The organism is Amycolatopsis echigonensis (assembly GCF_014174495.1).
GTDB classification, from domain to species: Bacteria; Actinomycetota; Actinomycetes; order Mycobacteriales; family Pseudonocardiaceae; genus Amycolatopsis; species Amycolatopsis echigonensis.
The window spans coordinates 78,301-101,777 of record NZ_JACJHR010000028.1; the positions used below are offsets into that span (position 1 = coordinate 78,301).

Consider the following 23,477-nt stretch of genomic DNA (forward strand, 5'->3'; position numbering starts at 1 on the left):
TCACCTACGGCGTGGCGAACCCGTGTTCGCCGCGCCAGTCGTCCAAAGCCTGTACGAGCGCCGCGAGCTGCGCGCGCAGCTCTTCGGTGCCCTGGTCGAGCCCTTTCCGGCCCGGACCGACCTTCAGCGCGAACGGCTCCCCGAAGAGGAGGTCCACGCGCGGCCGCCACCGCCGTTTGCCGTCGGCGGGCTTGCGCGTCCCGCGGATCGCGATCGGCAGCACGGTGGCTCCCGAAGCGCGCACGAGCCACGCCGCGCCGCGTTCGGCGGCCCCGACGTCGCCCTCGCCGCGAGTGCCCTCGGGGAAGATCCCGACCGCACCGCCCGCCTTGAGCACGCCGACCGCCGTGGTCAGCGGCGTCCGGTCGATCTCGCCCCGGCGGACCGGGATCTGGCCGATCGCCCGCAGGAACCGGCCGCCGATCCCCGTGAACAACTCCGCCTTGGCCAGGAACGCGCTGCGCCGCGGAAGCATTCCGATCACCAGCTGCGGATCGACGTTCGAGCTGTGGTTCGCGATCACGACGAGCGGGCCGTCGGCGGGCACCCGGTCGCGGCCGTGCACCCGGATCCGGAACGCCGGACGCAGATAATACCGGCCCGCCGTCCGCCCGATGTCGAGCAGGAGGCCGTTCGCCCCCTCGGGGAGGGCGCCGCTCACCGGCTGACCCCGGCCTCGGCGGCCGCCGGTTCGGCCGGGCAGTCGCCGAGCAGCCCCCGCCCGCGGGCGAGTTCGGCCAGCGCGACGATCACCTGGTCGATCGTCAGCTCGGACGTGTCCACCTGGACCGCGTCCCCGGCCGCGCGCAGCGGGGAGGCGGCGCGGGTGGAGTCGATCCGGTCGCGGCGCTCCACCGATTCCCGGGCGGACTCGACGCTCGAGGCCCGTCCCGCCGCGGAGTCCTGGGTGTTCCGGCGCGCGGCGCGGACCTCGGCCGAGGCGGTGAGGTAGATCTTGAGCGGCGCGTCCGGCGCGACGGTGGTGCCGATGTCGCGGCCCTCCACGACGATCCCGCCGTCGTCCTCGACCGCGTCGGCGATCATCCGGCGCTGGCGGGCGACCAGCACCTCGCGCACCTGCGGCACGGCCGACACCGGCGACACCGCGCCGGTCACCTCGGGGCCGCGGATCTCGGCGGCCACGTCCTCGCCGGCCAGCCGCACGTCCGGCCGCTCCGGGTCGGTGCCGAGCGAGAAGTCGACGTCGTGCGCGAGCGCGCCGACCGCGTGTTCGTCGGCGAGATCGACCCCGGCCCGCAGCGCGGCGAGCGTGACGACGCGGTACATCGCTCCGGTGTCGAGGTAGCGGGCGCTCAGCCGTCCGGCGAGCTTGCGCGCCACCGTGGTCTTGCCGGTTCCCGACGGGCCGTCCAGCGCGACCACCCCACGTAGGGCTCCCGTCACCGATTTTCTCCTCACGTTCGTCCCGCACACCCGGTCCGGCTCATTCTGCCCGTAGCCGGTCCCGGCGGCTCAGGCGGTGCCCGCGGCGAAAGATCGGGCACTGCTAGACAGCCTAGCGTCGCTAGTCTAGCGTTGCACCTGTTCCTAGCACTGCTAACTACCTGGGGTTCCCATGCTGATCACCGCTTACGTCCTCGCCTGCGTCCCCGTCCTCGGCATCGTCTACATCGGGTTCGCGTACCTGTTCGCCCCGGCGAAGACCGCCGCGACGTTCGGCCTCCGGGAGATCCCGACCGGATCGACGGCGTTCTTCGAAATCAAGGGGGACCGCGACCTCGGCGCCGGGCTGATCCTCGGCGTCGCGATGCTGGCGGGCAGCCCGCACCTGGTCGGCTGGCTGCTGCTGGCCGCGACCGTCATGCCGCTCTGCGACATGCTGATCATCCTGCGGCACCAGGGGAAGAAGGGGATCGCCTACGGCGTGCACGGCGCGACCGCCGCGTTCATGGCCGCCACCTCGGTTCTGTTCCTGCTGGGCTGAACTCCGCGAATCGGACAATGGGTTACCGTGGCGACCGTGAACGTCGAAGTCACCCCTCTTCCCGGAATCGGTGTCCGCAAGGACTTCGCCACCCGCGCGGGACGGCGCATCGGCGTCGTCACCCAGCGGGACGGCAAGATCGAGCTGATCGTGTCCAAATCGGACGACCCGGACGCCTGCCTCGCGTCGCTGCCGCTGACCGCGGACGAGGCGGGCGCGCTCTCGAATCTGCTGGGCGCGCCGCAGCTGGTGGCGCAGCTGAACGAGGAGCACCGCGAGCTGCCGGGCATCAACACGAAACAGCTGCCGATCACCGCGGACAGCCCGTTCGACGGCCGTTCGCTCGGCGACACCGCGATGCGCACGCGCACCGGCGTCTCGATCGTCGCGGTCATGCGGGCCGGGCAGGTGCACCCGTCGCCGGCGCCGGACTTCCTGTTCACCGCGGGCGACCTGCTCGTCGTGGTCGGCACGTCCGAGGGACTGGAAGCCGCCGCCAAGATCCTCAAGCACGGCTGATGGACCACACCGCACTGTCGCTGGTCGAACTCGGCGCGGTCTTCTTCGTGCTCGGCGCGCTGGGCAGGCTCGCCGGCCGGATCGGCCTCTCCCCCATCCCCCTGTACCTGCTCGGCGGCCTGTGCTTCGGCTCCGGCGGCCTGATCCCGCTCGCCGACATCGGCGATTTCGCCCACCTCGCGAGCGAAATCGGCGTGGTGCTGCTGCTTCTGCTGCTCGGCCTGGAGTACTCCGCGGCCGAACTGTTCACCGGCATGCGGCGGTCGTGGACCGCGGGCCTGGTGGACATCGTGCTCAACGCCGCGCCCGGCGCGGCGGTCGCGCTGATCCTCGGCTGGGGCCCGATCGGCGCGACCGTCATGGCGGGCGTCACGTACATCTCGTCGTCCGGCATCATCGCGAAGGTCCTCGGCGACCTCGGCCGGCTCGGCAACCGGGAAACGCCGGTGGTGCTGTCGATCCTCGTGTTCGAGGACCTCGTGATGGCGCTGTACCTGCCGATCCTCACGGCGATCCTCGGCGGGGTCAGCCTGCTCGGCGGGCTGGAAGCGGTCGGCATCTCGCTCCTGGTGATCACCGTGGTGCTGGTGATCGCGCTCAAGTTCGGCCGGTACGTCTCGGCGCTGGTGGACAGCGACGACCGGGAAGTGTTCCTGCTCAAGATCCTCGGCGCGGCGCTGCTGGTGGCCGGGATCGCGTCGGCGCTGCAGGTGTCCGCGGCGGTCGGGGCGTTCCTGCTCGGCATCGCGGTGTCCGGGTCGACCGCGCACAACGCGACCCGGCTGCTGGAACCGTTGCGGGACTTGTTCGCCGCGATGTTCTTCGTGGTGTTCGGGCTGAACACGAACCCGTCGTCGATCCCGCCGGTGCTCGGCTGGGCCGCGGTGCTCGCGGTGGTGACGACGCTGACGAAGGTGGCCACCGGATGGTGGGCCGCGCGGCGGCAGAGGATCGGGCGGCTCGGCCGAGCCCGCGCCGGTGCGGCTCTGGTCGCGCGGGGCGAGTTTTCGATCGTCATCGCCGGGCTGGCCGTCACCGCGGGCGCGGTGGACGGCGAACTGGCCGCGCTCGCGACGGCTTATGTGCTGCTGATGGCGATCCTCGGCCCGACCGCGGCGCGAGTGGTCGAGCCGATCGCGAAAGCCTTGCAGCGCAAGGCCGCCGCGAAGGAAACCGTCACCGCCAGCTGACGTCCGTGAAGGGCCCGTTGAGGGAATCTGATTCCCTCGAGGGGCCCTTCACGGCTTTCAACGCAAGTCGAAGCGCGCCGGAACCGCGCCGACCAACGGAACCTGGGCCGACGTCTTGGCCAGGTCGATGGTCAGCTTCGGCGGATTCGCCGGTCCAGTGATGAAGTCGGCGTCCGTGCCGCCGATCACCAGCGCCAGCCGGTGCCCGGCCGGGACGATGTGGTCCGTGCTCGCCAGCCGAAACGTCATCGTGTACGCCTTGCCCGGCGTGAGCCGCGCTTCCCGGCTCAGGGACTGGTAATTCGCCAGATCCGCCCAGCCGCGGCTGATGATCGTGTAGTCCACGTTCTTCGTGTCCGCGCTCGTCACCTTGTAGCAAGCGCTGTCGCCGTCGGTGCTCGAACCCCAGCACGTGCGGTCCGTGCCGGTCACGATTCCTTCGCCGGAGCCGGAGAAATTGCGGATCGTCGCCGGGCCGTAGTCCACCAGCATCGCCGACAGCCGCGCGGTCGACGTGCTCGGCGTCGCCGTCACGGTGATCGACGAGGTGCCCGAGACCTGCACCGGCGAAGCGAGCGCACCAGTGCTGTACAGGACGCGGTTCGCCGACGTGGCCGACGGATTCGCCGCCCACGCGTTCTCCCCCACGTTCGGGTCGTCGGTGAACGACGCGGTGCCCCGGCCGCCCGAGGTGCCAAGCGTGCCGACGCCCGGCGTACGACCGGGTTGCGGCCGCAGGACCGTGGCTTTCGCGCCCGGCGCGGGGTAGGCCGCTTCGTCGACCCACTGGTCCGGCTGCCGCTCGACGGTCGCCATCGGTTCCTTGTCGATGCCGTTGTCGATGCCCATCAGGTAGTGGTCGAACCACCGGTGCAGAGTGTCGACCCACTCGGCGCGGCGGTAGTCGAACGGGTCGACGTGACCGGTCTGCGCGAGCCAGATCTTGCGCTGCACGCCCTTCGCGGCGAGCGCGTCCCACCATTGGCCGTAGTTGATCGGCATGACGTTCAGGTCGTTCACGCCGTGCGAGATGAACACGCTGGCGCGCACGTTCTTCGCGTTCGCCACGTAGTCGCGCTCCGCCCACAGCGGCCCGTAGTCGCCGTTCGCGGTCGCGCCCTCGGCGAGTTTCCGGTTCTGCGCCGAGCAATCCTGGCCGCCGTTGCGCCGCTCGACGGTTTGCGCGAGCCCGTCCGGGTTGAAGCCGAACGACGCGCCGTCCGAGCGGTAGTAGTCGTACCAGGAGCTGATCGCGGAGATCGGCACGATGGTCTTGAGCCCCTCGACGCCGGTCGAGGCGACGCCGTTGGCGATGGTGCCGTCGTAGGACTTGCCGATCATGCCGACGCCGCCGTCGCTCCAGCTCGCCGACATCGTCGTGCCGCCGGTTTTCGCGGTGTAGCCGGTCGCGCGGCCGTTGAGCCAGTCGACGACCTTCTTGGCCGACTGGACGTCCGAGTTCCCGCCGACGTCGACGCAGCCGGTCGACCGGTTGGTGCCCGCCAGGTCCACGAGCACCACCGCGTACCCGCGGGGCACGAAGTAGTTGTCGTAGAACAGCGGGAAGCCGACCGGGCGGCCCTGCGCGTCGTACGTCTTGAACTGGGTCTCGTTGCCCCGCCCCACCGAGGAGTAGTACGGGCTGGCGTCCATGATCACCGGGATCTTCTTGCCCGCCTCGGCCGGTTCCTTCGGCCGCACGATGTCCGCGGCGACGCGGTCCGGCACGCCGTCCCCGTCGCCGTCGCGGCCGAGGTCGACCCACACCGTTTCGCGGATCGCCCCGGCGTAGTCGTACCGCGGTTCGGTCGCCGTTCCCGCCGGGGCGGCCGTCGCGGCCGCCGGCGCCACCACTCCCGCGGCCAGCACCGCGGCGGCGCACAGCCCTGTCAGCACACGCATTCCCGTCGCCCTCCAGAGTCGTCGTCGGGTGCCGACAACTCTGGCCGGGCGCCGATGCCCGGCAGCAGGGCCGAAAGTGGGGAACCGGTCAGAGTCCCACGGTGCGGTACAGCGTGCCGACCTCGCCGCGGTTGAGCCTGCGGATCGTGCCCGGGCGCTGGTTGCCCAGCTGGACGTCGCCGACCGCGGTGCGGACCAGCTTGCGCACCGGATGCCCGGTGGCCGCCATCAGCCTGCGCACGATGTGCTTGCGCCCCTCGTGGATCACCAGCTCGATCATGCTGCGTCCGGAATGCATGTCCTTGACCCGGAACTGGTCGACCTTCACGATCCCGTCCGGCAGCTCCCAGCCCGCGCGCAGCTCCTTGCCCAGCCCGCGCGGCACCAGGCCCTCGACCTCCGCGAAGTAGGTCTTGAGCACCCGGTACGACGGGTGCATCAGCCGGTGCCCGAGGTCGCCGTCGTTGGTCAGCAGCAGCAGGCCCTCGGTGTTCTCGTCGAGCCGCCCGACGTGCACGACGCCCGGGGTCTCCTCCCACCGGCCGCGCAGGTAGTCGCCGACGCACGGGCGGCCCCGGTCGTCCGACATCGTCGAGTGCACGCCCTTGGGCTTGTTGAACGCGAGGTACACGAGGTCGTCGCGGAGGTTGACCCGCGTCCCGTCGACGTGGATCACCGCCTCGTCCGGGTGCACGCGGCGGCCCAGCTCGGTGACGACCTCGCCGTCCACCTCCACCCGGCCGGCCGCGATCAGGTCCTCGGCCGCCCGGCGCGACGCCACGCCGGCCTGCGACAGGACCTTCTGCAGGCGGATGCCGTCGGGGTGTTCGTCAGATGTCATCGATGGTGTCCACTTCGGGTAGCAGCGGAGCGATCGGGGGCAGGTCGTTCAGCGACGACAGCCCCAGTCGCTCCAGGAACAGCTCGGTCGTCACGTACAGCGTGCCCGTGGTCTCCGGGTCGGTGCCCATCTCCTCGATGAGCCCCCGCGCCAGCAGGGTCCGGATCACGCCGTCCACGTTCACCCCGCGCACCGCCGCGACCCGGGCCCGGGTGACCGGCTGCCGGTACGCGATCACGGCGAGGCTCTCCAGCGCGGCCCTGGTCAGCTTCGACCGCTGGCCGTCCAGCAGGAGCTTCTCCACGAACGGGGCGTAGGTGTCCCTAGTGTAGAACCGCCACCCTTCGCCGACGCGCCGCAGGTCGATCCCGCTGGCCCGCTCGGTGAACTTCTGCGCCATCGTCCGCAGCGCGACGGTCACCCGGGCGACCGGCTGGTCCAGCGTTTCGGCGAGGGAATCCTCCGCGATCGGCGAATCCACGACGAGCAGCAGCGCTTCGAGAGCGGCTTCCAGCGCCTCGTCGTCCTCGACGCTGGGCAGGCCGCTGTCCACGGCGACCAGGCCTTCGTCGTCGGCTGGCGCGGGCTCCGCTTCGGGGACCCCGTCGGACTCCGGCGCGGCTTCGGCTTCCGCGGATTCCGGTTCGACGGCGTCGACGGACTCCGGCTCGGCCTCGTTTTCCGGCTGCGGCGCGGTTTCCGGCTCCGTCTCCCCGGCCGGTTCCTGCTCCCCGACCGGCTCGGCCGCGGCCTGTTCGGCCTCGACCTGAGCCTCTTCCGCCGGAGCGTCCGGCGCGGCCGGAGTCTCCTCCCGCTCCGGTGCGCGGTCGTCTTCGGTGCTCACCCGTATTCCTCCTCCTCGGCCGCCGCGCGGTCCTGCTCGGCGGCGGCGGACGCCTCGGCCACGCTGCCGCCGGTCCAGCGGACGTGCAGTTCCGCCAGCGCCTCCAGCTGGTCGAACTGCACCGACGATTCGCGGTAGAGCTCCAGCAGCGCGAGGAACCGGGCCACGATCTCCACCGTGTGCTCGCAGTCCGAGGTCAGTTCCTTGAACGTCGCCTGCCCGGCCTCGGCGAGCTTCAGCCGCAGCAGCGCGGCGTGCTCGCGCACGGACACGCGGCCCATGTGGATGTGCGCGATCGACACCTGCGGCGGCGGTTTCGGCCGGAACACCGCGACCGCGATCTCCGCGAACCGCTCCGGCGTGACGCCCAGCATCACCTCCGGCAGCAGCCCGAGGTACCGCTCCTCCAGCGCCACCGACCGCGGGTACCGCCGCAGCGCGCCTTCCTCCAGCTCGCCGAACAGCGCGGCCACCTGCTTGTAGGCGCGGTACTGCAGCATCCGCGCGAACAGCACGTCGCGGGCTTCCAGCAACGCCAGGTCGTCCTCGTTCTCGACCTCGGCCGCGGGCAGCAGCCGGGCGGCCTTGAGGTCGAGCAGGGTCGCCGCGATCACCAGGAACTCGGTGGTCTCGTCGAGGTTCCAGTCCGGGCCGAGCGCGCGGGTGTAGGCGATGAAGTCGTCGGTGACCGTGTGCAGGGCGACCTCGGTGACGTCCAGCTGGTGCTGCGAGATCAGCTGCAGCAGCAGGTCGAACGGGCCCTCGAAGTTCTGCAGCCGCACCTTGAACTTCGAGGAGCCTTCCTCGGCGGCGGCGTATCCCTCGGGGATGGTGCCGCCGTGCACCGTCTCGTGCTCCGCCGGAGCGGGCCCGGCGTCGGCGGGAGCCGCCGCGGAGTCCGCCGCCTCCGGGACTTCTTCGGCCGTGTTCTCCGGGACTTCCTCGCCTGCCGCGCTTTCCGGGTTCGGAGTGCTGTCCGAGACTGCCGCTTCCGGCTCCGGCAGCTCGGCCGATGCCGGTTCGTCCATCAGCCCTCGGTTCCGCCGTCCTCGCTGCCCGCCCGCAATCGCTGCACCAGCACGGAATCCTCGCCGCGCTGGTCGAAGTCGGCGAGCAGCACGGCGACCGCCTCGCGGACCAGCCTGCCGCGGTCGACGACCAGGTCGTGCTTGGCGCGCAGGTTCAGCCGGGCCTGCTCCATCGCGAGCAGTTCCTCGCCGGAGACGTACACGGTGATCTTCGCGTCGTGCTTGGTGCGCCCGGACCCGCTGCGCGCCGCGTTGCGGGCCAGCTGGTCGGCTTCCGCGCCGCCCGCGGGCTTGCCGCCGCGTTGCACCGGTTCCGCGGGAGCGGGCACGGCGGGGCGTTCGAGCGCGGGGGTCGCCGGACTGGAGGTGAGGCGGAAAAGCTCCGACGCTCCGGGCAGGGAAGCGCGCCTGCTCACCGAGCGATCACCTCGCGGGCCAGCGCGCGGTAGGCCGCGGCGCCGGCGGACTTGGGGGCCCAGGTCGTGATGGGTTCGCCCGCGACCGTCGTCTCGGGGAACCGGACGGTGCGGTTGATCACCGTGTCGAACACGGTGTCGCCGAATGCCTCGACCACGCGAGCCATGACCTCCTTCGAGTGCAGGGTTCTCGGGTCGTACATCGTGGCGAGAATCCCCGTGATGTCCAGTTTGGGGTTGAGGCGTTCCTGCACCTTCTCGATCGTGTCGATCAGGAGCGCGACGCCTCGCAGACTGAAGAACTCGCACTCCAGGGGGATGATCACACCGTCCGCGGCGGTCAATGCGTTCACCGTCAACAGGCCGAGCGAGGGCTGGCAGTCGACAAGAACATAGTCGTAGTCGTTCATCACCGGACGAAGGACCCGTAACAACGTGTGCTCGCGCCCTACCTCCGCGACGAGCTGGACCTCCGCCGCGGACAGGTCGATGTTGCTCGGCAGCAGGTCAACGCCGTCGACCCGGGTTTTCCGGAGCACGTCGGAGATCTGCACCGAGCGCTCCATGATGACGTTGTAGACCGTCTGGTCCAGTTCGTGCGGCTGGATGCCGAGCCCGACCGAGAGCGCGCCCTGCGGGTCGAAGTCGACCAGCAGCACCCGGCGGCCGCATTCGGCGAGCGCGGCCCCGAGGTTGATCGTGGACGTGGTCTTGCCGACGCCGCCCTTCTGGTTGCACATGGCGAGCACCTTCGCCGGGCCGTGCCGCTCCAGCGGCGGCGGCTCGGGGATCTCGCGCAGCGGGCGCCCGGTGGGCCCGATCCCGCTCTCCGCGCGCTCCTTCGCCCGCATCCGGGCGCGTTCGGCGCGGGTCGCCGGCCGCTGCGGCTCGTCGCCCTCGTGGTCCGCCGGGGCGGCGATCCGCGCGTGCTCGAGGCTCGCCGCGGCCGAACCGGCGGACCCGGCGGACCCGGCTGGCCCTGCGGACGCTGCCGGGTCCTCCGGCTGGTTCGGTGTCGGTGTCGACATGGCGCGAAAGCTCCTTGCTCGGCGGGGTCTCCGGCAGCCTATGCGGGATTCCGGAGCCCCGGCAAAGCGCCGCGCCGGGCCGCACGGGCCGAGTCACCGCAGCGTGGGAAGGCTCTTGGCCGCGTCGAGGGTTCAGCCGAGGGCGCGCGGATGCGCGGTGGCGTAGACCTCTCGCAGCGTCGTGACCGTGACGAGCGTGTACACCTGGGTCGTCGTCACCGAGGCGTGGCCGAGCAGTTCCTGCACCACCCGGACGTCCGCGCCGCCTTCCAGGAGGTGGGTCGCGAACGAGTGGCGCAGGGTGTGCGGCGACACCGCGGCGGTGATCCCGGCCCGCTCGGCGGTGTCCTTGAGCACCTGCCACGCGCTTTGCCGGGAAAGCCGGCTGCCGCGGGCGTTGAGGAAGATCGCCGATGTGCCCCGTCCGTTCGCGGCGAGCGCCGGGCGGGCGCGGACCAGGTACGCGTCGAGTGCTTCCAGCGCGGGACGGCCGATCGGCACGAGCCGTTGCTTGCCGCCCTTGCCGTCGAGCAGAACGGTGCGCTCGTTGTCGTCCACATCGTCCACGTCGAGGCCGACCGCCTCGGAGATCCGGGCACCGGTCGAGTAGAGCAGCTCCAGCAGCGCACGGTCGCGCAAGGCGCGTTCGCCGTCCGGCGGCGGAGTGTCGAGCAGCTTCAAGACATCCGCGACCGGCAGCGCCTTGGGCAGCCGTTTCGCCGCGGCCGGCGGACGGACGTCGCGGGCCGGGTCGTGTTCGGTGAGACCGTCGGCGTGCGCGAACTTGTGCAGCCCTCGCACCGCGACGAGCGCCCGAGCGGCCGACGACGCCGCCAGCGGCTGGTGCTCCTCGTCGCCCTCGCGCAGAGCGGCCCCGAACGACGTGACATGCGCGGGAGTGACCTCGGTGAGCCGCGCGACCCCCGCCGCTTCCAGATGGGCGGCGTAGCGGCGGAGGTCGCGGGAGTAGCTGTCGAGGGTGTTGCGGGCAGTGCCGCGTTCGACGACGAGGTGGTCGAGGTACGTGGCGATCGCGGCCCGCACCTCGACACCCGCATCGTTCACGCCGCCACTCTAGGACGGCACACCGACAGAATCCGGAAACTCAGCCCTCGGCCAGTCGGCGGGCGAACCGCGAAGGCCGGTCCTGCCACGGCGCGTCGGCCGGCCGGGTCTCCGCCGCCCCGGTCACGACCGCGTGCGCCGACAGCACCCCGGACACCGTCGCGCCGTTGACCAGCTCGCCGGCCAGCGCCATCCGGACCGCCTCGGCGAGCGGGAACTTCCGCACCACCAGGTCGGCCTCCTCGTCGCCGAGCACCTCGCGGTCCACTTCGGACAGATCGCGGGCGAGGAAGACGCGCACCACCTCGTCGGTGAACCCAGGCGACGCCGCGACGTCGACCAGCGTCTCCCAGCGGGCCGCCGCCAGCCCGGCCTCCTCGGCCAGCTCGCGCCGGGCCGTGTCGACCGGATCCTCCCCCGGCTTGTCGATCAGCCCGGCGGGCAGCTCCCACAGCCTGCGCCCGAGCGGATGCCGGTACTGGTGGACGAGCGTGACGTTGTCCTCGCTGTCCAGCGCCGCGATCACCACCGCGCCGAGGTGCTCGACCACCTCGCGCTTGGCGGTCTGCCCGCCGGGCATCACGACGTCGTCGATCCGGAGGCCGACGACGCGTCCCACGTGGACGACCGTCGTGCCGGCGACGGAGAACTCGTGCGTGCCGGGCGCGCTCACCGAGCCGCCACGGGCGTCTCGGGCAGCTCGACCGGGAGCCGCTCGGCGACCTTGCGGTCCACGACGGCCTTCACGAACGCGCTGAACAGCGGGTGCGGCCGGGTCGGACGGCTCTTCAGCTCAGGGTGCGCCTGGGTGCCCACGAAGAACGGGTGCACGTCCGCGGGCAGTTCGACGAACTCGACGAGCCGGTCGTCCGGCGAGGTGCCGGAGAACACCAGGCCCGCGTCGCCGATCTGCTTGCGGTAGGCGTTGTTCACCTCGTAGCGGTGCCGGTGCCGTTCGGACACCTCGGTGGTGCCGTACGCCTTCGCCACCTGCGAGCCCGGCTTGAGCTTCGCCGGGTACGCGCCGAGCCGCATCGTGCCGCCCATGTCCCGCTCGCCCGCCACGACGTCGCGCTGGTCGGCCATCGTCGAGATCACCGGGTGCCGGGTGGCCTCGTCGAACTCGGCCGAGTTGGCGCCCTCGATGCCGGCCAGGTTCCGGGCGCTTTCGATCACCATGCACTGCAGGCCGAGGCACAGCCCGAGCAGCGGCACGCCGTGCGTGCGCGCGTAGTGGATCGCGCCGACCTTGCCCTCGATGCCGCGGATGCCGAACCCGCCCGGGATCAGCACACCGTCCACATCGGACAGCACGGAGGCGGCGCCGGATTCGGTCTGCGCGTCGTCCGAGGCGACCCACACGATCTCGACCTTGGCGCGGTGCGCGAACCCGCCCGCGCGCAGCGCCTCGGTGACCGAGAGGTACGCGTCCGGCAGGTCGATGTACTTGCCCACCACCGCGACCCGGACGATCTCGCTCGGGTTGTGCACGCGGTCGAGCAGGTCGCCCCACACCGTCCAGTCGACGTCGCGGAACGGCAGGCCCAGCCGGCGCACGACGTACGCGTCGAGAGCTTCGCCGTGCAGCACCTTCGGGATGTCGTAGATCGAGCGCGCGTCCGGGCAGGCGATGACCGCCTCGGTGTCGACGTCGCACATCAGGCCGATCTTGCGCTTGAGGTCGTCCGGGATCTCCCGGTCCGCGCGGCACACCAGCGCGTCCGGCTGGATGCCGATGTTGCGCAGCGCGGCGACCGAGTGCTGGGTCGGCTTGGTCTTGAGCTCGCCGGAGGGGGCGAGGTACGGCACCAGCGACACGTGCAGGAAGAAGCACTGGTCGCGGCCGACGTCGTGGCGCACCTGGCGGCACGCCTCGAGAAACGGCAGCGACTCGATGTCGCCGACCGTGCCGCCGACCTCGGTGATCACCACGTCCGGCGCGACGCCGTTCTCGTCCGGCCCGGCCGCGGCGGTGATCCGCGCCTTGATCTCGTCGGTGATGTGCGGGATCACCTGGACGGTGTCGCCGAGGTACTCGCCGCGGCGTTCCTTGGCGATCACCTCCGAGTACACCTGGCCGGTGGTGACGTTCGCCTTGCCGTCGAGAGAGCGGTCGAGGAAGCGCTCGTAGTGCCCGATGTCGAGATCGGTCTCGGCGCCGTCGTCGGTGACGAACACCTCGCCGTGCTGGAACGGGTTCATCGTCCCGGGGTCGACATTGAGGTACGGGTCGAGCTTCTGCATCGTGACGCGAAGTCCGCGCGCGGTGAGGAGCTGTCCGAGGCTGGACGCCGTCAGACCCTTACCCAGAGAGGAGGCAACGCCTCCGGTGACAAAGACATACTTGGTAGCCCGCGACTGAAGTCCCACGGGCCGCCAGCATATCCCACTCCGGGCAGATCGCTCGCCGACGCCTCTTCCCGGCGCGGCGGAATCGGTTCACCCGCTTCGCGCTAGGCTTCGCGGCGTGCCGAACCTCCGCGATGACCACTGGACCGCCCCGGTCGCGGGCGCCTCGCTGGACGCCGCGGTGCGCGTCCCCGGATCGAAGTCGATCACCAACCGGGCCTATGTGCTCGCCGCGCTCGCGAGCGCCCCCACCCGGGTGCGCCATCCGCTCGATTCGCGCGACACCCGCCTGATGCTGGCCGCGCTCGCCTCGCTGGGCGCGCTTTCCGAAGAGACCATCGACGGCTTCCTCGTCCACCCGCTCGGCACCATCGGCGGCCGCGGCGACGCGACGACCGTCACCCTCGGCAACGCCGGGACCGTCGCCCGCTTCACGCCCGCGCTCGCCACTCTCGGCGACGCCTCCGTGCTGTTCGACGGCGACGAGGCGATCCGCCGCCGTCCGATCGGCCCGCTGCTGGACGCGCTGCGCAAGCTCGGCGCTCGGATCGACGACGGCGGACGCGGCGCGCCGCCGTTCACCGTGCACGGCACCGGCGGGCTGCGCGGCGGCCGGGTGGACCTCGATTCGTCGGCCTCCAGCCAGTTCCTGTCCGCGCTGCTGCTCGCCGGTCCGGCGTTCGGGCAGGGCGTGACGGTGCGGCTGGTCGGCGGCGCCCCGCCGAGCGAACCGCACATCGCGATGACGCTCGACATGCTGCGCCGGTTCGGGGCCGCAGTGGACCGTTCCGGCACGGAATTCCGCGTGGAGCCGGCGAAACTGTCCTGCCCGGAGTACGTCGTGGAGCCGGATCTGTCCACCGCGGCCCCGTTCGTGGCCGCCGCGGTGGTCGGCGGCGGGACGGTCCGGGTGCACGGCTGGCCGAAGCAGACCACGCAGCCGGGCGACTGGCTGCGCGGCCTGGTCGCCGAACTGGGCGCGAAAGCGACGCTCGACGACGACGGCCTGGTAGTCACCGGCGGCGGCGCGTTCCCCGGCATCGACCTCGACCTGCACGAGGTCGGCGAGCTGACGCCGGTCATCGCGGCGATGCTGTGCTTCGCCGAGGGCCCGTCGAGCATCACCGGCGTCGCGCACCTGCGCGGCCACGAGACCGACCGGCTCACCGCGCTGGCGACCGAGCTGTCCGGTCTTGGCGCGCGCGTCACCGAACTCGAGGACGGCCTGGAAATCACCCCGGCCCCGATGCACGGCGGCGTCTTCCACACCTACGAGGACCACCGGCTGGTGATGGCCGCGGCGGTGCTGGGCCTGCGCGTGCCCGGCGTGCTCGTCGAGAACCCGGAGACGGTCGGCAAGACGTTCCCGAAGTTCGTCGAGACGTGGAGCGACGTCGTCAGCTGAGCGATCCGCGCCCGGCGAGTGCTGCTGCTCCCCGGGCTGAACGCTCACGACGCACCGCTCAGCCCGCCGGACGCTCGTCCTGCTCGTCGTCCCCGAACAGGTCGCGCAGGGTGACCTCGCGGTTGACCCGGACGTGCTCGGCGGCGTACTCGCGCGCCCGCTCCACCTCGCCGGACCCGATCGCCTCCACCAGGCGGCGGTGCTCCTCCAGCAGTTCGTCCCAATGCTCGTTCTGGCTGGTCAGCCACCGCAGCTGACCTTCGAGCGGATGCAGCATCGTCGTGAGCAGGCGGTTGCCCGCGATGGCGATGATCTCGTCGTGCAGCCTGCTGTTGACCTCGGAGATCCGCGCGCCGTCGCCGCCCTTGGTGACCCGCGCGGACTCGGCGAGGAGCCGCTCCAGCCGGCGCATCTCCGGTTTCCCAGCCCGCTCGGCGGCGCGCGCGGCGGCGAGGCTCTCCAGCGCCTCGCGGACGTCGAACAGCTCCTCGACGTCCGTCCGCGCCAGCTGCCGCACCACCACCCGCCGGGGCGAGGGCACGACCACGAACCCCTCGGCTTCCAGGCTGCGGATCGCCTCGCGCACCGGCACCCGCGACACCCCGAGATCCTCGGCCAATTCGCGCTCGACCAGCCGGTCTCCCGGCTTCAGCCGCCCAGTCAGGATCCGCTCCCGCAGTTCGTCGAGCACCCGGCGGCGCGTCGCCGCGAGCGGCTGCCGCTGCTGCGTGGCGTCCACCTGTCCCCCTCTCGCCGGTACCGGACAATCGCCGAGTTTATCGGCAAGAGGGTTGACTCAGCAGCCGCGCGGGGCGATATTTGGGATTCCAAGTTTGGGATACCAAAGCTGCCGGCACGTCGACCGGAGGTCTGCAATGACGCACGCCCCGTCCACCGAAACCAGCGCAACCGTCCAGCGGGAACCCGACCCGCGGCTGTGGAACGAGGACCTCGCGCCCGCGAAGGAGCGGCGCTGGAAGGTCTACGACATCTTCGCGCTCTGGATGTCGGACGTGCACAACCTCGGCAACTACACCTTCGCCGCCGGGCTGTTCGTGCTCGGGCTGTCGGCCTGGCAGGTGTTCACCGCGCTGCTGTTCGGGTTCGTGATCATCTTCTTCGGGATGAACCTGATGGGCCGGATCGGGCAGCGCACCGGCGTCCCGTTCCCGGTGGTCGCGCGGATCAGCTTCGGCACGTTCGGCGCGAACCTGCCCGCGCTGATCCGCGCGGTGATCGCGATCTTCTGGTACGGCATCCAGACCTATCTCGCCAGCGTCGCCATCACACTGCTCGTGCTGGCGATCGACCCCGGTCTGAAACCGTTGACCGAGCACAGTTTCCTCGGCCTGCACGCGCTCGGCTGGATCTGTTTCGTGGCACTGTGGCTGGTGCAGGCGCTCGTGCTCACCCGAGGCATGGAGGCGGTGCGGAAGTTCCAGGACTGGTGCGGCCCGCTGATCTGGATCGTGATGATCGCGCTCGCGGTGTGGATCCTCGCGGCGAGCCACTGGCACATCTCGTTCACCAGCAGCCCGCGGCACCTGTCCGGCGGCGAGCAGGTGCGGCAGTGGTTCGGCGCGGCCGGGCTGATCCTGTCCACCTACGGCACGCTGATGCTCAACTTCTGCGATTTCTCCCGCAACGCCCCCGACCAGAAAACGGTGCGGCGCGGCAACTTCTGGGGCCTTCCGGTGAACTCGACAGCGTTCGCGCTGCTGTCGGTGATCGTCACCGCGGGCAGCCTGCAGGTGTTCGGCGAGGCGATCACCGACCCGGCCGAACTGCTCGCCCGCGTGCACAACACCCCGGTGCTGATCATCGGCGCGCTGACCTTCGCCATCGCCACCATGGGCGTGAACATCGTCGCGAACTTCGTCTCCCCCGCCTACGACCTGGCCAACATCTGGCCCAAGCGGATCTCGTTCACCGTCGGCGGCATGATCAGCGCCGTCGCCGCGCTGTGCGTGCTGCCGTGGAAGCTCTACTCGTCGCCGGTGGTGGTCAACTATTTCCTCGGCGGGCTCGGTGCGTTCCTCGGGCCGCTGTTCGGGATCATGATCGTCGACTACTACCTGATCCGCCGCGGCAAGGTCGACGTCGAGCAACTGTTCGTGCGCGACGGCAAGTACCCCAAGGTGAATCCGCGCGCGATGGCGGCTTTCTTCCCGTGCGCCGTGCTGTCCGCGGTAGTCGCGCTGGTGCCGTTCTTCGCGCCGGCCGCGCCGTACTCCTGGTTCCTCGGCACCGCCAGCGCCGGGCTGCTCTACTACGCCGTTTCGTACCGCCAGCGGAGGGCTTGATGCGGATCCTCGTCACCAACTGCAACACCACCGAGGCCATGACTAAGGAGATCGAGACCGGGGCACGGGCGGCGGCCAGCCCCGGCACCGAGATCGTCGCCCGGACGCCGAAGTGGGGCCCGGAATCGGCCGAAGGCTGGCTGGACAGCTTCCTGTCCGCCGCGGCGGTGCTGGACCTGTTGCGCACCACCGAGGAAACGTTCGACGCGGTCGTGCTCGCCGGGTTCGGCGAGCACGGCCGAGAGGGCGCGCGGGAACTGCTGGACGTGCCGGTCGTCGACATCACCGAGGCCGCGGCGCATCTGGCCGGGCTGCTCGGCCGCCGGTACGGAGTGGTGACGACGCTCGACCGCACCTGCGGACTGATCGAGGACAGCCTGCACTCCGCCGGAGTGGACCGGAACTGCGTCGCGGTCGTCGGGACCGGGCTGAGCGTGCTGGAGCTTCGCGACGAGGAACGAACCGAATCCGCGCTGCTCACCGCCGGGTTGCGGGCCCGCGACGCCGGAGCCGAGGTGCTCGTGCTCGGCTGCGCCGGGATGACCGGGCTGGACCGCAAGATGTCAGCGATGCTCGACGTTCCGGTGGTCGACGGCGTCGCGGCCGCGGTCCGGCTCGCGGAATCGCTGGTGGCGCTGGGATTGCGCACCAGCCGGGCCGGGTCCTACGCCCGTCCGATCGAGAAACACCGGGCCTGGCCCGGCGAATGACCGTTCAGGCGCGCCCGGTCAGCGCCTTGCTCCACGGCAGCCGCCTCAGCACCTCGACGATCCCGAAGGTCAGCGCCACTGTCGCCGGGTACGCCACCAGCGTCGTCCACGGCGCGCCGTACCGGTCGCCGACGAAGACGAACAGCGGGTCCAGCAGCGCGATCGCGATCGGGTGGGTCAGGAACACCGCGAACGACCGGTTCACCGCCCAGGACACGAACCGCCCGCCGCGCTGCCTGCCCTCCGCCCAGCGCGCGCCCGCGAGGTAAATCCCGGCGATCACCGCGACGAACCACGGGATCAGGTACGGGCGGAAGGCGTCCGACGCCATCTCCGGCCACTCTCCGAAGTGGACACTCACGAAATAGCCGGTCTCCGCGACGGCCAGCCCGCCCGCCATCGCCAGCAGCACCCAGCGCGAATGCGTGCGCAGCCAAGCGTGCATCGCCTCGAAGTGCACCGCCGCCGCGGTGCCGAGCAGCATGTAGAACTGGTAGACGACGAAGGTCGCGAAGAACTTGCTGACGAAGCCGTAGCCCAGCGCGGCGGGCGGATAGCTCATGAAGACCGCCACCGCCGCCTGAAGCGCGCCGGAGCACGCCAGCACGGTCCACGGACGGCGGCGGATCAGGCCGATCAGCTTCAGCAGCAGCGGGAACAGCAGGTACACCTGCAGCGTCACCAGCATGAAATACATGTGGTACCAGGCGTTCCCGGTCAGCAGGTCCAGCCCGAGCGTGCGCACTTGCGCATTGATCGACCCGAACGGCTGGTCCGAGGTGATCAGCGAATAGACGCGGTAGATCACCGTCCACACCACGTACGGAACGGCGACCAGCGGGAACCGCCTGCGCCAGAACTTCCCGGGCTGCACCGGCCGGTCGCGGTACTGGAACACGAGCACGAACGCGGTCAGCGCGAAGAAGGCTTCGCGGGTCAGGTGCAGTGGCGTCTGGAACGCGTCGGCGACGACGTCCTGCGGCAACGTCGTGGAGCCGATCACGTGGATGAGAATGACCAGGGCGAAGGTGATCACCCGGTACAGATCGAGCTGACGCAGGTGCGGCGATCTGGCGGGCGCCGGCTCGTCCGCACGGACGAGCGGGATCTCGGTAGTGGTCATCGTTCGGCCGTGCTCCCGGGGTCGTTGGCGCTCATGGTGCCAGGCTCTCGTCCGCGGCTGTGAGCCACCCATGATCTTCCTGAGACCCGGCTGATGCCGTGCGGCGCGGATGTCGGGTCAGCCACACCCGTCCGGGTGAACCTGTGGTCCGGACCACTCGCCCCGCCTGGAACAGGCCGTTCGTCGGGCCTTTCCGGACACTTCACCGCAATCCGCCCACGCCGGGAAATTGGTCTAGTCCACAGTCTTGACTCCGGCTGTGCGCTGGTTCACATTCGAACCCGGGCCGGCCCCCGCTCCTGCAGTGATCACCCGAAGTCCGACGCTTGCCGCGCATTCCGGTGCGGCGAGCGGACTTCGCTTGTGCGAGGGAGAAACGCTCATGCCCCACCGGACCTTGAGACCGCTGGCCGTGGCCTGCGCCGCCCTGGCCGCCGTGGTCGTGGCCGGTCTCGCCATCCTGGCCCGGCCCGCCCCGGCCACCGCGACGCCCGCGCCCTCCTCGGGAGGGATGCGCATCGCCTACTTCGACCAATGGAGCATCTACCAGAACGCGTACTACCTGAAGAACGTCGACAAGATCGCCGACAACATCGACTACCTGCTCTACGACTTCGAGAACATCGACCCGAACAACCTCACCTGCTTCGAGACGACCAAGGCCACGACGCCGGACCCGGGCGGCGAGGACGACCCGAACGCCGGCGACGGCGCGGGCGACCAGTTCGCCGACTACCAGAAGTCGTTCGGCTCGGACATCAGCGTCGACGGCACCGCCGACGCCTACACCATGCCGATCGTCGGCAACTTCCACCAGCTGCAGGAACTCAAGGCGCGGCACCCGAACCTGAAGGTGCTGCTGTCGCTCGGCGGCTGGACCTACTCGAAGTACTTCTCCGACGCCGCGGCCACGGACGCCTCGCGCAAGAAGTTCGTCAGCTCCTGCATCGACATGTTCATCAAGGGCAACATCCCGGCCGCGGGCGGCTTCGGCGGCCCCGGCACCGCCGCGAACATCTTCGACGGGTTCGACATCGACTGGGAGTACCCGGCGCACCCCGGCGGGCACACGGGCAACCACTACAGCCCGAACGACACCCAGAACTTCACCGCGCTGCTCGCCGAGTTCCGCGGCCAGCTGGACGCGCTGGGCAAGCACTACGCGCTCTCGGCCGCCCTGCCCGGCGGCCAGGACAAGATCGCGAAGATCCAGACCGACAAGATCCACCAGTACATGGACTTCGCCGACCCGATGACCTACGACATGCACGGCGCGTGGGACAAGACCGGCCCGACGAACTTCCAGGACCCGCTCTACCCCTCGCCGAACGACCCGTCCTCGAACGTCCCGCCGGGCACCGAGAAGTACACCATCGACCAGGTGATGAAGGCGTACACGCAAGGCGATCCGGCGTACGGCATCCCCGGCGGGTTCCCGGCGTCGAAGCTGACCCTGGGCATCCCGTTCTACTACCGCGGCTGGACCGGCGTGCCCGCCGGCTCGAACCACGGGCTGTACCAAACGGCGACCGGTCCGTCCGCTCCGCATCCGTTGAGCGGCAACGTGCCCGGCGTCGCGATGTACAAGGAACTCTCCGGCGTGGTCGACAACCCGGCGGACACGTTCTGGGACCCGACAACGCAATCCGCGTGGTTCTACGACGGTACGAGTTTCTACGGCGGTTCGTCGAAACAGTCGATCAAGGCGCGCACGGACTACATCCACTGCAACGGCCTCGGCGGAGCGATGATGTTTTCGCTCTACGACCTTGATCCCGACTCGACGCTGTTCCACGCCGTGGTGGACGGGCTCGCCGCGCCGACGGAGGGCTGCTCCGGCCCGCCGCCGACGACCCCGACGACACCCACCACGCCGCCGACGACCCCGACCACTCCGACGACCCCGACCACGCCCACCACTCCCACGACCCCGCCCGGCGGCCAGTGCACGGCAGCGGCCTGGGACTCCGGCAAGGCGTACAACGGCGGCGCGGTCGTGTCGTACAACGACCACACCTGGACGGCGAAGTGGTGGACGCAGGGCGAGCAGCCCGGCACCTCGGACGTCTGGACGGACAACGGAGCCTGCTCCGGCGGCGGCGGTCCGACGACCGCGTGCCCGGCGGCGTGGAGCGCCTCCCAGTCCTACAACGGCGGCGCGGTGGTGTCCTACATCGGCCACCGCTGGTCCGCCAAGTGGTGGACCCGGGGCGAAACACCCGGCAGCGCGGCGGTCTGGGCCGACAACGGCACCTGCTGACCCCCGCGGCAGGCGCGTGAATACCGGCGGCGGCACCGGAATCCCACCCCGAGGGTCCCGGTGCCGCCGCTGGCTGCTGTGCGGGAGGCGGAAGGTCTCAGTTCCCCGAAGCGGACCACGCCCGGCGCGGTGTCCGCGATGCCGGAGCGGCCGAAACCGCCGTCGAGCTGTTCCCGCCAACGCCAGCCCGGTCGCCGATCCGCATCGTCCACAACGGACAGAACCGGCGCACACCGTGTCTCACCGCCCACGACGCACACAAGCCGGCGGCGGTACCGGATCCCCTCACCCACGAAGGGAATCCGGTGCCGCCGCCGGCTGTTGTGCGGGAGGCGAAAGTCTCAGTTCCTCGGCGCGGCGACACCCGGCGCGATCGACTGTGCGTTGCCCGCGATGCCGTAGCGGCCCGAACCGCCGTTGAGCTGTTCCTGCAGCGCCAGAATGGTCGCCACCCGGCCCGCCGCCGAATCCGCGTTGTCCACAGTGGACAGAATCGACGTCGCCGACGTGTCCGCGCGCACCACGCCGATCGGACCGGTGCCCTCGGCCGAACCGGGGTCCCCGGCGAGCACGGTGCCCGCGCCGGAACGGTCCATTTGCGCGGCGAACCGCGCGATCGTCGCGGCCCGGTCCCCCGCGCCGTCGCCGGTCTGCTGGGCTCCGGTCAGCACGATCGCCAGCTGCGCGGGCTGCACGCCCTGGCTCGGCTTCACGAAACCGCCGTCGGTCAGCCCGCCGAGCGCGGCGGCGAGCTCGTCGCCGCTCGACTGCGGTTTCGCGGTCGCCTTGTCCAGCAGCAGCACCGAACCGAGCAGGGCCCCGGCGAGCGTGCCGGAATCGCCCGCGGTCGGGAACTTCGCCCCGGCGGGCTGCAGCCGCGTGACGACGTCGCGCAGCTGGTCGGCTTTGGCCGGGTCGGTGAACGCGTTGGTGAGCTGCAGTTCGCCGGTGACCGAGGCCCCGGACTGGCCGACGAGCTTCTTGAGCGCGTCGCGGTCGGCCGGGCGCGCGTCCTGCGTGGTGACGATGACGACGCTGCGCTTGTCGAGCGCGCCCGCGACGACCTTCGGGCCCATCGTCCCGGCGAACGCGTCCGCGTCGGACAGCCGCGCGTTGAGCGCGTTGCGCTGCGCCTCGAGGTCGGACACCTGGGTGCCGAGGTCTTTCTTCTGGTCCGCGAGCCCGGACAGCAGCGAACCGTTGAGCGCGGTCGAGCCCAGCACCACGCCGACGGCCAGCGCCAGGAAGCACGCGGTGATGGAAACGATGTGGTACCGCAGGGAAATCACGTGAAGAGACCCTTCACCCAGGCGACGAACGTGGACCAGGTGTGCTGGATCCACTCGAGATAGACGGAGCCGACGTCGGAGACGAGCAGCGCGGCGATGACGACGACGATGGCGGCGAGGACGAGCAGCGCGACCGCGCCGAGCGAAACCCGGGCCCGGTGCAGCGTCGCGACGGCCTTGCCGTCGACCAGCTTCGTGCCGAGCTTGAGCCGCGTGAGGAACGTGGACGGGTTCGACCCGGACCGGCCGTGGTCGAGGAATTCCCGCAGCGTGGCCTGGAACCCGACGGTGACCACCAGGCTCGCGCCGTGCGCGTCGGCCAGCAGCAGGGCGAGGTCCTCGGCGTTGCCCGACGCGGGGAAGGTGACCGCGCCGATGCCGAGGTCCTGGATCCGCTCGACGCCCGGCGCGTGCCCGTCCGGCTGCGCGGGGACGACCACCTCGCCGCCGCTGCGCAGCGTCGCGGTGCCGATCCCGGTCGGGTCGCCGACCATGACGTCCGGCTGGTAGCCCTGCGCGCGCAGGGTGTCCGCGCCGGCGTCGACGCCGATCAGCACCGGCCGGTGCTCGCCGATGTACTTCTTGAGCTTCTTGAGGTCCTCGGCGTGCCCGTTCCCGGCGGCGACGACCAGCACGTGCCGGTCGCGCACCGGGACCTTCAGCTCCGGCACGCCGACGCCGTCGAGGATCAGCGTCCGCTCGCGGCGCAGGAACTCGATCGTGTTGGCGGAGAAGGCTTCCAGCTGGGTCGACATCCCGGCCTTGGCCTCGATCATCTGGTCGGCGACGCTTTCGGAGGTCTGCTCGACCCCGGTCGCCAGCTGCCGCTCCCCCAGGTAGACCGCGCCCTCGTGCACGCGCAGCTTCGTGCCGTCCTTGACGGTGCGCAGCAGTTCGCCACCGACCGAATCGACCAGCGGGATGCCCGCCGCCACCAGGATTTCGGGGCCGAGGTTGGGGAACCGGCCGGAGATCGACGGCGACGCGTTCACCACCGCGGCGACCTCGGCGGCGACCAGCGCGTCGGCCGTGGCCCGGTCGAGGTCGAGCTGGTCGAGCACGACGATGTCGCCCGGGCTGACCCGGCGCAGCAGCTCCCGCGTGCGCCGGTCGACCCGCGCGACACCGATGACGCCGGGGAGGGCTTCTTGGTTCCGCGCGAGAAGACCAGTGAGCTTCATGTGGCTGATGGTGACAAATTTGTGCGTGGGTACGGAGCCGACGCGCCGAAGCGGACATGACTCGTTGTGGTGAGCCGTG

At 70.9% G+C, this 23,477-nt stretch carries 22 protein-coding genes; 7 read left to right on the forward strand and 15 right to left on the reverse strand.

Annotation, left to right across the window (positions count from 1 at the left end; translation table 11 throughout):
- Positions 1 to 4: 4 nt before the first annotated feature.
- Both H5411_RS20675 and cmk read right to left on the reverse strand, forming a co-directional pair.
- Positions 5 to 661: a lysophospholipid acyltransferase family protein gene (locus tag H5411_RS20675; RefSeq protein ID WP_183124714.1), complete on the reverse strand. Its 657-nt coding sequence runs from the start codon at positions 659 to 661 to the stop codon at positions 5 to 7.
- A complete protein-coding gene (gene cmk / locus H5411_RS20680; protein ID WP_183124737.1) occupies positions 658 to 1,383 on the reverse strand; it encodes a (d)CMP kinase in 726 nt (241 codons plus the stop codon). The genes H5411_RS20675 and cmk overlap by 4 nt, the downstream gene beginning before the upstream one ends.
- A gap of 193 nt (positions 1,384 to 1,576) precedes the next feature.
- On the opposite strand from cmk, the gene H5411_RS20685 reads away from it, so the two are divergent.
- From H5411_RS20685 to H5411_RS20695, 3 genes are read left to right on the forward strand one after another with little or no spacing between them, the layout of a single operon-like run.
- Positions 1,577 to 1,945 (forward strand): DUF4267 domain-containing protein, encoded by a 369-nt coding sequence (locus H5411_RS20685; RefSeq protein WP_183124715.1) that lies wholly within the window; start codon positions 1,577 to 1,579, stop codon positions 1,943 to 1,945.
- Positions 1,946 to 1,981: 36 nt separating this feature from the next.
- The gene (locus H5411_RS20690; protein ID WP_183124716.1) at positions 1,982 to 2,464 is read left to right on the forward strand and encodes a cation:proton antiporter regulatory subunit; all 483 of its coding nucleotides are present in this window, start codon (positions 1,982 to 1,984) and stop codon (positions 2,462 to 2,464) included.
- Positions 2,464 to 3,654, forward strand: a complete 1,191-nt coding sequence (locus H5411_RS20695) for a cation:proton antiporter (RefSeq protein ID WP_183124717.1) — start codon at positions 2,464 to 2,466, stop codon at positions 3,652 to 3,654. The genes H5411_RS20690 and H5411_RS20695 overlap by 1 nt, the downstream gene beginning before the upstream one ends.
- A gap of 57 nt (positions 3,655 to 3,711) precedes the next feature.
- Here H5411_RS20695 and H5411_RS20700 read toward each other — a convergent pair whose 3' ends face one another.
- From H5411_RS20700 to H5411_RS20740, 9 genes are all read right to left on the reverse strand, one after another.
- Complete coding sequence (locus H5411_RS20700) at positions 3,712 to 5,556, reverse strand: Xaa-Pro dipeptidyl-peptidase (protein ID WP_220817205.1); 1,845 nt, start codon at positions 5,554 to 5,556, stop codon at positions 3,712 to 3,714.
- Positions 5,557 to 5,644: 88 nt separating this feature from the next.
- Entirely contained in the window at positions 5,645 to 6,397 is a 753-nt protein-coding gene (locus H5411_RS20705) for a pseudouridine synthase (RefSeq protein ID WP_101439414.1), read from the reverse strand.
- Positions 6,387 to 7,241 (reverse strand): SMC-Scp complex subunit ScpB, encoded by an 855-nt coding sequence (gene scpB / locus H5411_RS20710; protein WP_183124718.1) that lies wholly within the window; start codon positions 7,239 to 7,241, stop codon positions 6,387 to 6,389. Before scpB ends, H5411_RS20705 begins: the two co-directional genes overlap by 11 nt.
- Positions 7,238 to 8,269, reverse strand: a complete 1,032-nt coding sequence (locus H5411_RS20715) for a segregation and condensation protein A (protein ID WP_220817206.1) — start codon at positions 8,267 to 8,269, stop codon at positions 7,238 to 7,240. Before H5411_RS20715 ends, scpB begins: the two co-directional genes overlap by 4 nt.
- Positions 8,269 to 8,685, reverse strand: a complete 417-nt coding sequence (locus H5411_RS20720; protein WP_101439412.1) for a cobyrinic acid a,c-diamide synthase — start codon at positions 8,683 to 8,685, stop codon at positions 8,269 to 8,271. Before H5411_RS20720 ends, H5411_RS20715 begins: the two co-directional genes overlap by 1 nt.
- Positions 8,682 to 9,713, reverse strand: a complete 1,032-nt coding sequence (locus tag H5411_RS20725; RefSeq protein WP_183124719.1) for a ParA family protein — start codon at positions 9,711 to 9,713, stop codon at positions 8,682 to 8,684. The genes H5411_RS20720 and H5411_RS20725 overlap by 4 nt, the downstream gene beginning before the upstream one ends.
- 132 nt (positions 9,714 to 9,845) lie before the next feature.
- Complete coding sequence (xerD, locus tag H5411_RS20730) at positions 9,846 to 10,778, reverse strand: site-specific tyrosine recombinase XerD (RefSeq protein WP_183124720.1); 933 nt, start codon at positions 10,776 to 10,778, stop codon at positions 9,846 to 9,848.
- A 40-nt stretch (positions 10,779 to 10,818) separates the two neighbouring features.
- Complete coding sequence (locus H5411_RS20735; protein WP_101439409.1) at positions 10,819 to 11,451, reverse strand: NUDIX domain-containing protein; 633 nt, start codon at positions 11,449 to 11,451, stop codon at positions 10,819 to 10,821.
- The gene (locus H5411_RS20740; RefSeq protein WP_183124721.1) at positions 11,448 to 13,148 is read right to left on the reverse strand and encodes a CTP synthase; all 1,701 of its coding nucleotides are present in this window, start codon (positions 13,146 to 13,148) and stop codon (positions 11,448 to 11,450) included. Before H5411_RS20740 ends, H5411_RS20735 begins: the two co-directional genes overlap by 4 nt.
- A gap of 97 nt (positions 13,149 to 13,245) precedes the next feature.
- On the opposite strand from H5411_RS20740, the gene aroA reads away from it, so the two are divergent.
- Positions 13,246 to 14,532 carry a 3-phosphoshikimate 1-carboxyvinyltransferase gene (gene aroA / locus H5411_RS20745; protein ID WP_183124722.1) on the forward strand — a complete coding sequence of 429 codons (1,287 nt, stop codon included), beginning with the start codon at positions 13,246 to 13,248 and terminating at the stop codon, positions 14,530 to 14,532.
- 58 nt (positions 14,533 to 14,590) lie between these two features.
- Here the strand turns inward: aroA and H5411_RS20750 are convergent, their stop codons facing one another.
- On the reverse strand, positions 14,591 to 15,271 hold the full coding sequence (locus H5411_RS20750; protein ID WP_101439406.1) for a GntR family transcriptional regulator: 681 nt from the start codon (positions 15,269 to 15,271) through the stop codon (positions 14,591 to 14,593).
- Positions 15,272 to 15,407: 136 nt separating this feature from the next.
- Between H5411_RS20750 and H5411_RS20755 the strand changes: the two genes are divergently transcribed.
- Both H5411_RS20755 and H5411_RS20760 read left to right on the forward strand, forming a co-directional pair.
- On the forward strand, positions 15,408 to 16,835 hold the full coding sequence (locus tag H5411_RS20755; protein WP_101439405.1) for an NCS1 family nucleobase:cation symporter-1: 1,428 nt from the start codon (positions 15,408 to 15,410) through the stop codon (positions 16,833 to 16,835).
- The gene (locus H5411_RS20760; RefSeq protein ID WP_183124723.1) at positions 16,835 to 17,545 is read left to right on the forward strand and encodes an aspartate/glutamate racemase family protein; all 711 of its coding nucleotides are present in this window, start codon (positions 16,835 to 16,837) and stop codon (positions 17,543 to 17,545) included. The genes H5411_RS20755 and H5411_RS20760 overlap by 1 nt, the downstream gene beginning before the upstream one ends.
- Before the next feature lie 4 nt (positions 17,546 to 17,549).
- Here the strand turns inward: H5411_RS20760 and H5411_RS20765 are convergent, their stop codons facing one another.
- Positions 17,550 to 18,668, reverse strand: a complete 1,119-nt coding sequence (locus tag H5411_RS20765; RefSeq protein WP_183124724.1) for an acyltransferase — start codon at positions 18,666 to 18,668, stop codon at positions 17,550 to 17,552.
- A 382-nt stretch (positions 18,669 to 19,050) separates the two neighbouring features.
- Between H5411_RS20765 and H5411_RS20770 the strand changes: the two genes are divergently transcribed.
- Positions 19,051 to 20,928: a glycosyl hydrolase family 18 protein gene (locus tag H5411_RS20770; RefSeq protein ID WP_183124725.1), complete on the forward strand. Its 1,878-nt coding sequence runs from the start codon at positions 19,051 to 19,053 to the stop codon at positions 20,926 to 20,928.
- Positions 20,929 to 21,269: 341 nt separating this feature from the next.
- Here the strand turns inward: H5411_RS20770 and H5411_RS20775 are convergent, their stop codons facing one another.
- Complete coding sequence (locus tag H5411_RS20775) at positions 21,270 to 22,217, reverse strand: copper transporter (RefSeq protein ID WP_183124726.1); 948 nt, start codon at positions 22,215 to 22,217, stop codon at positions 21,270 to 21,272.
- Positions 22,214 to 23,398 carry a putative cytokinetic ring protein SteA gene (gene steA / locus H5411_RS20780; protein WP_101439400.1) on the reverse strand — a complete coding sequence of 395 codons (1,185 nt, stop codon included), beginning with the start codon at positions 23,396 to 23,398 and terminating at the stop codon, positions 22,214 to 22,216. Before steA ends, H5411_RS20775 begins: the two co-directional genes overlap by 4 nt.
- Positions 23,399 to 23,477: the final 79 nt, after the last annotated feature.

Bases quoted from the DNA above. Each gene is read 5' to 3' on its own strand.
- H5411_RS20725 (WP_183124719.1), bottom strand. From the start codon at position 9,713: ATGTCGACACCGACACCGAACCAGCCGGAGGACCCGGCAGCGTCCGCA.
- H5411_RS20695 (WP_183124717.1), top strand. From the start codon at position 2,464: ATGGACCACACCGCACTGTCGCTGGTCGAACTCGGCGCGGTCTTCTTC.
- H5411_RS20685 (WP_183124715.1), top strand. From the start codon at position 1,577: ATGCTGATCACCGCTTACGTCCTCGCCTGCGTCCCCGTCCTCGGCATC.
- H5411_RS20765 (WP_183124724.1), bottom strand. From the start codon at position 18,668: ATGACCACTACCGAGATCCCGCTCGTCCGTGCGGACGAGCCGGCGCCC.
- H5411_RS20755 (WP_101439405.1), top strand. From the start codon at position 15,408: ATGACGCACGCCCCGTCCACCGAAACCAGCGCAACCGTCCAGCGGGAA.
- H5411_RS20770 (WP_183124725.1), top strand. From the start codon at position 19,051: ATGCCCCACCGGACCTTGAGACCGCTGGCCGTGGCCTGCGCCGCCCTG.
- steA (WP_101439400.1), bottom strand. From the start codon at position 23,398: ATGAAGCTCACTGGTCTTCTCGCGCGGAACCAAGAAGCCCTCCCCGGC.
- H5411_RS20705 (WP_101439414.1), bottom strand. From the start codon at position 6,397: ATGACATCTGACGAACACCCCGACGGCATCCGCCTGCAGAAGGTCCTG.
- H5411_RS20700 (WP_220817205.1), bottom strand. From the start codon at position 5,556: ATGCGTGTGCTGACAGGGCTGTGCGCCGCCGCGGTGCTGGCCGCGGGA.
- H5411_RS20760 (WP_183124723.1), top strand. From the start codon at position 16,835: ATGCGGATCCTCGTCACCAACTGCAACACCACCGAGGCCATGACTAAG.
- H5411_RS20715 (WP_220817206.1), bottom strand. From the start codon at position 8,269: ATGGACGAACCGGCATCGGCCGAGCTGCCGGAGCCGGAAGCGGCAGTC.